Origin of the sequence: Actinomadura fulvescens (genome assembly GCF_039533225.1) — a bacterium.
In the GTDB taxonomy this organism is placed as follows: domain Bacteria; phylum Actinomycetota; class Actinomycetes; order Streptosporangiales; family Streptosporangiaceae; genus Spirillospora; species Spirillospora fulvescens.
The window spans coordinates 150,617-163,360 of the sequence record NZ_BAAATD010000002.1; the positions used below are offsets into that span (position 1 = coordinate 150,617).

Consider the following 12,744-nt stretch of genomic DNA (forward strand, 5'->3'; position numbering starts at 1 on the left):
GGTCGCCTCCCGGCGCTTCGATCCGTCACTCCTTGTCATGGAACGTTATCGCGTCAGAGCGCGATGATCAAACAATTGTTCGAAGAAAGTACTCGCGTTTTGTCGGTGCCATGCGGTACAACATCGTACACGCGTTCGATCGAAAATGCGTTCGAAGATCAGGTGCGACGGCTGGGGGCCGGGATGGTGGCGCAGGCGAGGTCGGGTGGTTCGCAGATCAGGCTGACGCGCAGAGGCCGCGTCGTGGTGACCATGTTCGCCGCGGGCATGCTGCTGCTGGCGTTCTGGCTCACCGCGGGCCCCGGTGCCCGCGCCGGTGACGGCGACGGCGGCCCCGCGCCGTCCCGTCTACAGACCGTCGTCGTCGAGCCCGGCGAGACCCTGTGGGACATCGCCAGCCGCCACAACCCCGAGTCCGACCCCCGCCGTACCGTTGACCGGATCATCGACCTCAACGGCCTCTCCAGTCCGGTCGTCCAACCAGGCCAGCAACTACGCCTTCCAAGCCGCTGACGCAGTCGTCCAGCGCGCGCGCCGACGAGGCCACGGCCGGACGACGTCAGGTCGTGAACGATCCAAGGCCAGAGCCCCCGGGGCCGTGCCCCGAGGGCCCTGCATCGGCGGGTCGGCAAGCCATTGTGTGCGAAGCCGGACCCTAGCTGTGCACGCCTCGGGTCGGAGCGTTCGAGGCGTAAGGGTTCTGCTTGGACGTGTGTTGCGCCAGCGAGCGCGCCAAGTCAGTCACCGTCAACGGCGGCACTTCTGTGGAGGTGGGAAGCGGTACGCCCTGGCAACGGCCGTTGTCGGGACGGCCAGTGAAGAAGTACGCGGCGATCCTCGGCGCACAGTCGGTGTCCTCACCGGCGGTCGAGCCGTGGATGTCGTCGCCGACGGTCAGGACGGAGCCGCCGATGGACGCCTGCATCTGCCGAGTCCATTCGTACGGGGAAGGCACCTCATAACGATGACCCGACATCACCAGCGAGGCGTTGTTGCGGCGAAGCTTCACCGCCTGCGCGGGGTGCGGCCAGCCCGCACAGTTGTTGATGAAGCCGCTCGCCTCACCGGTCACCGGATAGCGCCGCAACCGTTTCTGGTACGCGGCCCAAGCGGAATCGAAGTCGCGTGGCCCGGTGTCCTCGTTGCAGAACACCGCCTGGTGCATCGTCGGATTGAACTCCTCCGGAAGATCGGACGGCGGAGTGCCGCCGTCGCCGGGAGGCGGCGAGAAGGCCTTCTTGATCAGGGGCGGCGCATTGGCGCCGCTCTGAGCCTGCCGCAGCTCTCTGAGTACGGCGGCGGCCAGCGGCCAGTCCCTGCTCGTCGTACTACTGGCAAGCGCGATGAACACTCCGTCGAAGACCCAGTCGGGGAGGTCGGTGAACGTTTTGGGATGTGCGTTGAAAGCGACGCGCATCCGGGCGAGTGAGCGTTCGACCTGCGCAGCGGTCGATCCGAATCCGTACGTGGCGTTCCGTTCGGCCATCCAGGCGGCCAGGCGGGAGAAGTTCCGATCCGTCGCCTTTGCCCGGCCGGCCTCGAAGGTGTCCAGCCTGAACTCGGGAATCGCCGTGCTGTCCAGCCACATCCGCTGCACACTGGCGGGGAACAGGCTGCGATAGATCGCTCCCAGCCAGGTGCCCCATGAGATGCCGAGAAAGCTCAGTGTCCGCTGGCGCAGGCCCTGCCTGATCTGATCGAGATCACGCGCCACGTTGGCCGTCGTGAGCTGACGCAGGAACGCCGGATCGTGATTCCCGCAGGCCTGATTGGCCTTCACCGTCCGGTCGTACACCTGCTTGGCCTCGACCTTGGTGATCGGGGACGGCCCCGGATCGGGAGCCTGGCCCGGGTCCGGGCAGTCGACCTTTGTGCTGTAGCCGACGCCGCGCGGGTCGAACCCGATGAGGTCGTACCGCTGGTTCAGCTTTTCGCCGTTGCCGTTGCGGTGCAGCATGACGTACGTGACCGGCATCAGATAACCGCTGCCGCCCGGCCCTCCGGGGTTGAGGGCCAGACTTCCGAGCCGGCGGGCCTGATCGGTCGCCTTCAGTCTCGTCACCGCGATGGATATCTTCCGGCCGGACGGCGCGCCGTAGTCCAGCGGCACGCTGACCGTTCCGCATTCCGTACGTGCCCACAGCGCCTTGAACTCGGCGATCTGCCCGGCCGCAAACATCTGCTTCAGGGCGGCCTCGGAGAACGCGCGACACGCCTTCCATTCGATCTTCGGCGCCGTACCGGCCGCCGCCGTCGCGGCCACGGCCGTACCGGCCACGGCCGTACCGGCCGGCGCCGCGACGGGCACCGCCGTGGACGCGGCGATGGCCAAGGAGGCCACCGTGATGAACGATCTCGATGGATTCATGCGGCCATGGTCATCCGCTTCCCATAACACGGACCTAACAGCCGCTGAGACCACGACCACCAAGACCGCAAAGGCCCAGGAGACGCGTCACGGTGACGTACTCAGACCGCGGTCCGAACGTCGCCCCGGAAGGCTGATCGTCTCAGCCGCGCGCCGGATGGCTCTGAGATTGGGATTGTCGTTGTTGCGTTCTGCCCAGGCCAAGGCCGCGGTGCAGGGCGGCAGGTCGATCACGTCGACGTAGGCGACGCCGGGTCGGGGGAACAGGGTGCGTGCGGCGGCCGGCAGGAAAGCCATTCCGTGTCCGTCACTGACGGCGAGCATCAGAGCCTCGATGTCACCGACGACCGGGCCGTAGGGCACCGGGTTGCCGTCGGGCCTGGGGTCGGCGGCCCAGAAGTCGCGCCATGCCTGCGGGCATTCCGGCGGCAAGGACAAGATCGGGTACCCGCCCAGGTCGGCCAGCTTCACGCTGGCGCGTCCGGCAAGGGGGTCGGCGGCGGGCAGGCACGCGACGCGCGCCTCGTCGGCCAGATGCCGTGTCCTGATGTGCGGAGGCATCGGAGGGCGGCAGAAGACCACGTCGACCTCCCCGTTCTCCAGCGCCGCGAAGTGATGGACGAAGTCGAGCAGCCGCGTCCGGATCTCCAAGGCGGGGTTGTGTTGCCTGGCCTGCTCCAGGACGGCGCGCAGGTGGGGCATCGCCGCCTCTGCGCCGATGGTGCCGACCACCAGCTGCCCGCGCGCCGCGCGTCCTTGCTCCTGGGCTGTCTGCCGGAGATCGTCCATGGCCTCCACCACGGCCCGCGCCTTGGCGAGGAGCGCCAGTCCCGCCGGGGTCAACCGGACGGTGCGGTCGCGCTCGACCACCGCGACACCCAGGCGCTGCTCCAGCACCTGGATCTGACGGCTCAGAGCGGGCTGGCTGATGAACGACCGCGCCGCGGCGCGACCGAAGTGCCGCTCCTTGGCAAGGATCAGAAAGAGCCGCAGCTGGTGAACGGTCGGCCCTGAGCCCAGGTCCATGTCCATGTCCACGTCCGAACCCCCTCCATGAACAGTCGGAGAACGAGCCTACGGACAGCCAAGATCCTCACCGCATCGTTTTCGCCCAGGTGGCCGGCGCCGCCTAGGCCCCGCCGGTGACGACCCGGGCCGCGAGGAGGGCTGCGAACACCAGCAGTGAGATGCCGCATCCGCCTTCGATGACCCGTACGGCCCACGGCGGCAGGGCTTTGCGCACCAGGGTGATGAGCCCCGCGCAGACGAAGCACCACACCAGTGAGGCGATCATGAAGCCGGTGAAGAAGGTGGCCAGACCCGGCAGGCCCGCTTCGGTGTCCAGCGCGGCAGTGATCGCGCCTGAGACGCCCGACCAGTAGACGATGTTCCACGGGTTGCCCAGCGACATTCCCGCGCCCACCGCGAGCGCGGCACGCTGGCCGTCTCCCGATCGCGGCTGCGCTCGTACGTGCGGTTTCACGGCGTCGCGAAGCCCTGTCACCCCCAGCCAGCCCAGCAACAGGCAGCCCCCGATCGCCAGCGGTATGCGCAGCGTGGGAACCGAGAACAACGCTCCGACTCCCACCAAACCCAGCAGAGCCCAGACGGCGTCACCGGCCAGCGAGCCGACCTGGACGGCGAAGGCGGGCCGGAACCCGCCGACCATGCCGCGCCGCAGCGACTCGCTGAAGACCGCGCCCGGCGCCGCGTTGAACACCAGCCCCACCCAGAGGGCGAGCGCGAAGATCTCGACCATGCCGAGCACTGTGGCAGCCCTGCCCACCTGCGGGCTTGTCAGATATTGACCACCCCACGGCGGTAACGACCAGGGGTGATGGCGTAGGCGGCGGTGAAGTGCCGGTGAAAGTGGGCCTGATCGGCGAAACCGAGGCCGTGTGCGACATCCGCTACCGCCTGCCCCTGCCGCAACCTGCGGCGGCCCTCGGCGAGGCGCGCCTGCAAGTGCCACGTGTAAGGAGGGCATCCGGTGGCCCTGGTGAAGGACCTGATGAGGTGCTCGCGTGACATCCCGGCGTCCTGCGCCAGATCGGCCAGGCGCGGCGCGTTCGACAGATCCTCGCGGAGCCGGTCCACCACAGCCCTGATCCGGGCGTCAGCGGGACGAGGCGGCTCCGGACGCGTCCGGCCGCCCAGGTCGAACAGGCGCATGAGCAGCAGCGACAACCGTTCCTTGATCAGTTCCCGGTCCGGGCTCCCAGCGCGAACGGCTTGGGCCACGTCGAGCAACTCCGTCCGCAGGCGTGCCGCGCGGACGACCGGCCGGTCGAAATCCACCAGTTCGCCCCCGGTCAACGCGGCGACGGCGGCAGGCGGCACGTACCAGCTCACGCAGCCCCAAGCGGTCCCGGCGGGCACCTGCGTGGTGCACGACTGCACCTGCCCGGGGTTGTACACCGTCACCTCATCGGTGCCGACCTCGAACGAGGAACGATCCAGGACGACCCGCTCACGGCCGCAGAGATTGACGCTGATCACATACTCGTCGTGACTGTGCCGTGGAAACCCACCGGAGGCAGGCTGAACCACCGCGACCTGCGCATTGTCCCCCTCCTCCACGAACATGGGACAAAGATAAGCCCCCCGCAAAATTCCCCGAACATGACACCGCCCCACATGATCACCATCCCCCACCACCACACCGTCCTGCACCACCACCCGCGCCGCCCCTGCACCACCACCCGCGCCGCCCCGATGGCACCCACCACCACCCGCGCTGCCCCGATGGCACCCACCACCACCCGCGCTGTCGTTGTGTGGGGCATTGCGGGAGGTGATGGCTTGTACGGCGGGGCGTTTCGGGCGCGGTTTGAGCTGGTCCGGGGTCTGGAGGGGGGCGTGTGCGGGGGGCGGTGGAGGTGATCGTGATCTGATCGTGACCTGAGGGTGGGAGGCCCCGGTTTTTGGGGGCTCCGGGGGGTTGGGGTAGTGATCTTGTGGATGGGGGTGTGGGGGCCGGACGGGTTGCTACAGGTGTTCGATGCTGCAGGTCAGCCGCACGACACGCCGGGGCGGGGCGCGGGAGGCTCGATGTGATCAGGGTCTACGGGAGGGGCCCTCGTTGAGGTTGCGAAGGCACTGTCGGCGCCCTACGGTTGACCACAACATCTAGTAGTTACATGGATGTCATTAACCACAAGTTGTGTTCTTGTGGCGGTTGTTTTTGAACTGTCAGGGGAGGAGGGAACGCGTGCACTGCCCGTTCTGCCGTAACCCTGACAGCCGAGTGATCGACAGTCGTTCGACGGACGACGGGGCCGCCATCCGGCGGCGCCGGTCGTGCCCGGAATGCGGCAAACGATTCACCACGCAGGAGAACGTGCTGCAGATGGTGGCCAAGCGAAGCGGGGTCACCGAGCCGTTCTCCCGAGACAAGATCATCGCCGGGGTGCGCAGGGCCTGTCAGGGACGCCCGGTGGACGAGGATGCGCTCGCCAAACTGGGGCAGCGGGTCGAAGAGGCGATCAGGGCGACCGGGGTGGCGGAAATCCCCTCGCACGAGATCGGCCTGGCGATCCTGGGGCCCCTACAGGAGTTGGACGAGGTCGCCTACCTGCGATTCGCCTCGGTCTACCGGGGCTTCGAGTCGCTCGACGACTTCGCCAAAGAGATCGATTCACTGCGCGGAACGGGTTCCTCGGGGGAGCCTGAGCGGCCTCACTAGAGGCCGGTCCAGCAGACATTTGAAAGCGCCCGCAGCCGGGATGAGCGGCTGGCCGGGCGACGTTATTCCTGGATAGGGCCCGGCGGAGGCCCGAGAGGGGGAGTGTCATGACGGAAACGGTGAGCGGCTCGACCCGGCGCGGCAAGGGGGGCCGCAAGGGGTTGAAGGTAGACCGTATTTTCACCAAGCCCGGCGTGCATCCGTACGACGAGATCCGCTGGGAACGTCGTGACGTCGTCATGACCAACTGGCGCGACGGCTCGGTCAATTTCGAGCAGCGCGGGGTGGAGTTCCCGGACTTCTGGTCGTTGAACGCCGCGAACATCGTGACGTCCAAGTACTTCCGGGGCGCGGTGGGCACGCCGCAGCGGGAGTGGAGCCTCAAGCAGCTGGTCGACCGGGTCGTGAAGATGTACGTCGACACCGGTCTGCGCAACGGCTACTTCGCCTCCGACCTGGACGCGGAGATCTTCGACCACGAGCTGAAGTACGCGCTGGTCCACCAGCTGTTCAGCTTCAACTCCCCGGTGTGGTTCAACGTCGGCACCAAGTCCCCCCAGCAGGTCTCCGCGTGTTTCATCCTCTCCGTCGACGACTCCATGGAGTCGATCCTGGAGTGGTACAAGGAAGAGGGAACGATCTTCAAGGGCGGGTCGGGCTCCGGGGTCAACCTCTCCCGCATCCGTTCCAGCAAGGAGCTGCTGTCGTCCGGCGGGACGGCCAGCGGCCCCGTCTCGTTCATGCGCGGCGCGGACGCGTCGGCCGGAACGATCAAGTCGGGCGGCGCCACGCGGCGTGCCGCCAAGATGGTCGTGCTGGACGTCGACCACCCGGACGTGGCGGAGTTCATCGAGACCAAGGCGCGTGAAGAGGACAAGATCCGCGCGCTGCGGGACGCCGGGTTCGACATGGACCTCGGCGGCAAGGACATAGTGAGTGTCCAGTACCAGAACGCCAACAACTCGGTCCGGGTGTCGGACGAGTTCATGCGCGCGGTGGAGTCGGACGGCGACTTCGCGCTGCGTGCGCGGCTGACCGGCGACGTCGTCGAGACGGTCCGCGCCAAGGAGCTGTTCCGGCTGATGGCCAAGGCGTCGTGGGAGTGCGCCGACCCGGGCATCCAGTACGACGACACGATCAACGACTGGCACACCAACCCCGAGTCGGGCCGCATCACCGCGTCCAACCCGTGCTCGGAGTACATGTCGCTCGACAACTCCTCCTGCAACCTCGCCAGCATCAACCTGCTGAAGTTCCTCGGCCCGGACGGCACGTTCGACGTCGAGAGGTTCGTCAAGCTCACCGAGCTGATCATCACCGCGATGGACGCGTCCATCACGTTCGCCGACTTCCCCACCGAGAAGATCGGCGAGACGACGCGCGACTACCGCCAGCTCGGCATCGGCTACGCCAACCTCGGCGCGCTGCTGATGGCGACCGGCCACGCCTACGACTCCGACGGCGGCCGCTCGCTCGCCGCCGCGATCACCTCGCTGATGACGGGCGTCGCCTACCGCCGTTCGGCCGAGCTCGCCGGCGTGGTCGGCCCGTACGAGGGGTACGCGCGCAACGCCGAGGCGCACAAGCGCGTCATGCGCAAGCACGCCGCCGCCAACGACGACCTCCGCACGCTCGACGAGATGGACAAGTCCATCCACACCGCCGCGACCAAGCAGTGGCAGGAGTGCCTCAAGGTCGGTGAGAAGCACGGCTACCGCAACGCCCAGGCGTCGCTGCTCGCGCCCACCGGCACCATCGGCCTGATGATGGACTGCGACACCACCGGCATCGAGCCCGACCTCGCGCTGATGAAGTTCAAGAAGCTCGTCGGCGGCGGCTCCATGCAGATCGTCAACCACACGGTGCCGCGGGCGCTCGAAATGCTCGGCTACCAGCAGGAGCAGATCGAGGCCATCGTCGAGTACATCTCCGAGAACGGCCACGTCATCGACGCGCCCGGGCTGCGCCCCGAGCACTACGAGGTCTTCGACTGCGCCATGGGCGAGCGCGCGATCAGCCCGATGGGCCACGTGCGCATGATGGCGGCCGTCCAGCCGTTCCTGTCCGGCGCGATCTCCAAGACCGTCAACATGCCCGAGCAGGCCACCATCGAGGACATCGAGAAGGTCTACTACGAGGGCTGGAAGCTCGGTCTCAAGGCCCTGGCGATCTACCGGGACAACTGCAAGGTCGGCCAGCCCCTGTCGGCCGCGGGCACCAAGACCGAGGCCAAGGAAGAGGTCGTCGAGGCCGCGGCCCCGGCGCGCCCCGTTCGCAAGCGCCTGCCCAAGCAGCGTCCCGCGACCGTGACCCGCTTCTCGGTCGCAGGCGCCGAGGGTTACATGACCGCCTCGTCCTACCCGGACGACGGTCTTGGCGAGGTGTTCCTCAAGCTCGGCAAGCAGGGCTCCACCCTGGCCGGTGTGATGGATGCGTTCTCCATGGCGATCTCCATCAGCCTCCAGTACGGGGTGCCGCTGGAGACGTGGGTGGAGAAGTTCACCAACATGCGCTTCGAGCCCGCGGGCATGACCGACGACCCGGACATCCGCATGGCGACCTCGGTGATGGACTACATCTTCCGCCGCCTCGCCCTCGACCACCTGCCCTACGACGAGCGCGCCGAGCTCGGCATCTTCACCGCCGACGAACGCGCCATGCAGGCGAACGGCGAGGACCCGGCGTCGCTCCACGCCGACGCCGAGCTCGAACACGAGACCCTGGCCCAGTCCGCCGAGATCACCAAGCCGGCCGTCGCCGCCCCGGCCAAGCCCGCGGCGGCTCCGGCCCCCGAGGCGCACTCGTCGATGGAGGTCATCGAGAGCCGCCAGGGCCGTACCGCCGACGCGCCGCTCTGCCTCACCTGCGGCACCAAGATGCGCCCGGCGGGCAGTTGCTACGTCTGCGAAGGCTGCGGCTCCACCAGCGGCTGCAGCTGATTCCCCGAAGCCGGAATCCAGCACTTCGGTGATGCCGTATTAGCAAGGGGCTCGGTCTTCTAGGCCGAGCCCCTTTGCTATTGAGCCAAACGGAGGAGGCGTGCCACGTGCACTTGGCGCAAGCAGCCAGCGGCAGGGACGCCAGAGCGAGCTCTTCCAAGGGACGCTCCGCGGCCACGCTACTGGTCAGAGCGGGGTGAGGACGCAGAACTCGTTGCCCTCCGGGTCGGCGAGGACCGTCCATGGCACGTCGCCCTGGCCGAGATCCACGTCGGTGGCGCCCAGAGCCCGCAGCCGGGCCGCCTCGGCCGCTTGATCGTCACCGGCGTAGGGCCGCAGGTCGAGGTGGACGCGGTTCTTCACGGTCTTCACGTCGGACGTACGGCGGAACTCCAGATACGGGCCGACGCCCTTGGCGGAACGCAGCACCGCATGATCGTCGTTCACCTCGTGCAGGGTCCAGTCCATGGCCTCGTCCCAGAACCGGGCCATGGCCCGCGGATCCACGCTGTCGACCACCACGGCGCCGATCGGCCCGGTGTCATGGTAGATCGAGCGAGGCTCGGCCACGCAGAACTCGTTGCCCTCCGGGTCGGCAAGGACCGTCCACGGAACGTCTCCCTGACCCACGTCGGCGGGCGTCGCGCCGAGATCCTTAAGGCGCGCGACCAGCTCCGCCTGATGGGCCGCAGAGGTGGTGGCGAGGTCGACGTGCACACGGTTCTTGACCGTCTTGGGTTCCGGGACGGTAAGGACGTCAATGCAGATGGCCGCAGGGTCGGGATAGGCGAAACCCACGGGTTCGAGATTGGTGACGCCGGGTTCCTCGCTGTCAATGCCCCACCCGAGCGCCTCCGCCCAGAACCGGCCGACCACGGAATCATCCCGAGCATTCATCGCAATTTGAACAAGACGTGTCGCCATGCCACCGATCCTATGCACACGTGAATCATGAACCGGTCAGAGGAGGCCATACGTCGCTCCCGCGCACGCCAACCACCCCACCCTGACCCGACGCCAGCCGCCCGAAGAGCCACGACCAACTCCGGCTCCAAACCTCACGACGAACACCTGTCACGCTTCGAAGCCGATGACTCACTGTGCCAAGCCCGGCAGGTCGATCTAGGTGGTGGGCAGCCCGAGATCGTGACCTGTGCCAGGGTGCCTGCCCGGAACGCTAGACAGCCCACCGTGCGAACAGGTACCGCCGCCCCACCGGCGGAGCTGTGCCGACAGGCAGCACAGCCCCGTTGTTCCGCCGTGCCGGCAGGCAGGGCAGCCCGTTGTTCCGCGCTGCTGGCAGGCAGCGCCGCCCTCACCGGCGGAGCTGTGCCGGCAGGCAGCGCAGCCCCCGTTGTTCCGCCGTGCGAACAGGCAGCGCCGCCCTCACCGGCGGAGCTGTGCCGGCAGGCAGCGCAGCCCCCGTTGTTCCGCCGTGCGAACAGGCAGCGCCGCCCTCACCGGCGGAGCTGTACCGGCAGGCAGCGCAGCCCGGTTGTTCCGCTGTCCTGGCAGGCAGCGCAGTTCGGCCGGCGGAGCTGTGCTGGCAGGCAGCGCAGCCCCCGTTGTCCCGCCGTGCTGGCAGGCAGCGCCCCGCCTCACCGGCGGAGCTGTGCAGGCAGGCAGTGCAGCGCCGTTGTTCGACTGTGCTGGCAGGCAGGGCAGCCGGTTGGTCCGCGCTGCTGGCAGGGCAGCGCCGTTCGGCCCACGGAGCGGTGCTGGCAAGCGGCGCCCCGGCCGCCCGGGAGCGGAGCTTTGGAGCAAGGACGGGGAGCCTGCTGCTTGGCGTCACGTTCTAGTTAGGGCAGCAGTGCCAGCTTGCCCACGGTGGCCCGCGCTTCCAGCTCCGCGAGTGCCTTCGGCCCCTCGGTCAGCGCATAGGTGGTGGGTTGGTCAGGGCCGAGCACCCCGGCCGCGAGGAGCTCGAACAGCTCGCCCATGACCTCGCCGAAGATCTGCGGTGCTGCCTGGATCAGGACGCCGATGTTCAGGCCGATGACGTGGACCTGGTGCTTGTAGACCAAATCCCAGTTGGTGATCGCGGCTTCGCCGCCGGCCAGGCCGTAGACGACGACCCGGCCGGTGACCCGCTTGGTCGCGGTGAGGCTGGCCTCCAGGGTGGCGCCGCCGACCGATTCCAGCACCAGGTCGGCGCCCGTGCCACCGGTCAGCCGCAGGACCTCGGCGGCGAGGTCGGCGTCGATGGCCTGGTCGGCGCCCAGCGCCCGTACCACCTCGTGTTTGCCGGGCGAGGCCGTGGCGATCACCGTCGCGCCGTAGTGCTTGGCCATCCTCACCGCGGCCTGGCCGGTCCCGCCGGCCGCAGCGTGGATCACCACGGTCTGCCCTGCGGCGACGCCGCCCAGTGGTTTGAGGGCTGCGAGCGCGGTCGGCCAGTTCACGACCAGGCCGAGCGCCTGCTCGTCCGTCCAGCCCGCCGGCACCGGCAGCGCGGCGGCCGCGGACAGCACCATGTACTCGGCGAAGGCGCCGCCCTTGATGTCGACGCCGATGACGTGGGCGCCGGGTTCCAGGTCGGTCACCCCTTCACCGACGGCGACGACTTCGCCGGCGCCCTCAATGCCCGCCAGATACGGCGGTTGCGGGCCGTCTGGGTACGTGCCGCGGGCCTGCGAGATGTCGACGAAGTTGACACCGGCGGCGATGACACGGATCAGAACCTCACCCGGACCGGGGCGGAGTACCGGTGCGTCAGTGATCAGACGCAGACCCTGCGGTCCGTTCAGTGACGTCTGCTGCAAGGCGCGCATGGTCGCGGGAATGCTCATGATGCCCCGGTTCTCTCTTTGTTTATCGAACGACCAACAAAGCGTGGCACGGGCTTCCCACGCGGGTCAAGGTAAACTTGATCGAACGACAAACAACTACGGAGACGCATCCGATGGCTACTCGCGGCAGGCCGCGCACCTTCGATCCGGACACCGCCCTGCGCCAGGCACTGGACGTGTTCTGGGAACGGGGCTACGAGGGCACCTCGATCAACGACCTGGCCGAGGCCATGGGAATCGCCTCGGGGAGCATCTACGCCTGCTTCGGCAGCAAGGAGGATCTGTTCCGCAAGGTCATGGCGCTCTACGGCACGACCTCAGGCGAGCCGCCCAGGCGCGCGCTGCGCGAACAACCGACCGCGCGCGCCGCGATCCACGCCATGCTGCGCGCCACGGCCGACGAGATCACTCGCCCCGGCACCCCGCACTACTGCATGCTGATCCTCGCCGCGCCCACCGGCGCCGTGGAAAACCACGCGGTCCGGGAGTTCCTGGCCGAGCTCCGGCACGACATGCTCACCACCATCAAAGACCGGCTCGCCCGAGGCGTCACCGACGGCGACCTGACCGCGCCGCCCGCCGGCCTCGACGCCATCGCCCGCTACTACACCACCGTGGTGCAGGGCCTCTCCATCCAAGCCCGCGACGGCGCCACCCGCATCGACTTGGAAGCGATCATCACCTGCGCGATGGCCGCCTGGGACACGCTCACGTCCACGCCGTCACACATCAGCGGTTGAGCCTGCCGCAGCCCGCCGCGTCGAGACCAACCCACGTTCTGTTCTGCGCCGGCGCGCGAGGAAAACCCTCCCCTTCGTGCTGGAACGCTTTGTCCCCAGCCTCCTGGCTGAGGCGGTCGCGCATACCTATCTCCGCTCACGGGAACGCATAGCCGCCGGGCCGTAGCTCACACGTTCGCGTAGCGATGTCGCATCGCCTGTGCGTAATCGAGTTGAGTTTCCA

Annotated in this window: 10 protein-coding genes; 4 read left to right on the plus strand and 6 right to left on the minus strand. The window is 68.1% G+C overall.

What is annotated here, in order from left to right; translation table 11 throughout:
• Positions 1-162 precede the first annotated feature (162 nt).
• On the plus strand, positions 163-513 hold the full coding sequence (locus tag ABD333_RS07730) for a LysM peptidoglycan-binding domain-containing protein (protein ID WP_344539133.1): 351 nt from the start codon (positions 163-165) through the stop codon (positions 511-513).
• Between the two features lie 142 nt (positions 514-655).
• Here ABD333_RS07730 and ABD333_RS07735 read toward each other — a convergent pair whose 3' ends face one another.
• From ABD333_RS07735 to ABD333_RS07750, 4 genes are all read right to left on the minus strand, one after another.
• A complete protein-coding gene (locus ABD333_RS07735) occupies positions 656-2,428 on the minus strand; it encodes an alpha/beta fold hydrolase (RefSeq protein WP_344540439.1) in 1,773 nt (590 codons plus the stop codon).
• A 27-nt stretch (positions 2,429-2,455) separates the two neighbouring features.
• Positions 2,456-3,400 (minus strand): LysR family transcriptional regulator, encoded by a 945-nt coding sequence (locus ABD333_RS07740; RefSeq protein WP_344540441.1) that lies wholly within the window; start codon positions 3,398-3,400, stop codon positions 2,456-2,458.
• 97 nt (positions 3,401-3,497) lie between these two features.
• Positions 3,498-4,127 carry a LysE family transporter gene (locus ABD333_RS07745; RefSeq protein ID WP_344539135.1) on the minus strand — a complete coding sequence of 210 codons (630 nt, stop codon included), beginning with the start codon at positions 4,125-4,127 and terminating at the stop codon, positions 3,498-3,500.
• A 38-nt stretch (positions 4,128-4,165) separates the two neighbouring features.
• A complete protein-coding gene (locus tag ABD333_RS07750; RefSeq protein ID WP_344539137.1) occupies positions 4,166-5,047 on the minus strand; it encodes an AraC family transcriptional regulator in 882 nt (293 codons plus the stop codon).
• A gap of 532 nt (positions 5,048-5,579) precedes the next feature.
• Here ABD333_RS07750 and nrdR point away from each other — a divergent pair.
• Together nrdR and ABD333_RS07760 are read left to right on the plus strand one after the other, a co-directional pair.
• Positions 5,580-6,053 (plus strand): transcriptional regulator NrdR, encoded by a 474-nt coding sequence (gene nrdR, locus ABD333_RS07755; protein WP_344539139.1) that lies wholly within the window; start codon positions 5,580-5,582, stop codon positions 6,051-6,053.
• Between the two features lie 107 nt (positions 6,054-6,160).
• A complete protein-coding gene (locus tag ABD333_RS07760; RefSeq protein WP_344539141.1) occupies positions 6,161-8,992 on the plus strand; it encodes a vitamin B12-dependent ribonucleotide reductase in 2,832 nt (943 codons plus the stop codon).
• 186 nt (positions 8,993-9,178) lie between these two features.
• Here ABD333_RS07760 and ABD333_RS07765 read toward each other — a convergent pair whose 3' ends face one another.
• Both ABD333_RS07765 and ABD333_RS07770 read right to left on the minus strand, forming a co-directional pair.
• Positions 9,179-9,916, minus strand: coding sequence for a VOC family protein (locus ABD333_RS07765; RefSeq protein WP_344539143.1), 738 nt, complete (start codon positions 9,914-9,916; stop codon positions 9,179-9,181).
• Positions 9,917-10,791: 875 nt separating this feature from the next.
• Entirely contained in the window at positions 10,792-11,781 is a 990-nt protein-coding gene (locus ABD333_RS07770; RefSeq protein ID WP_344539145.1) for an NADPH:quinone oxidoreductase family protein, read from the minus strand.
• Between the two features lie 113 nt (positions 11,782-11,894).
• Here ABD333_RS07770 and ABD333_RS07775 point away from each other — a divergent pair, with 113 nt between their 5' ends.
• Entirely contained in the window at positions 11,895-12,521 is a 627-nt protein-coding gene (locus tag ABD333_RS07775) for a TetR/AcrR family transcriptional regulator (RefSeq protein ID WP_344539147.1), read from the plus strand.
• Positions 12,522-12,744 lie beyond the last annotated feature (223 nt).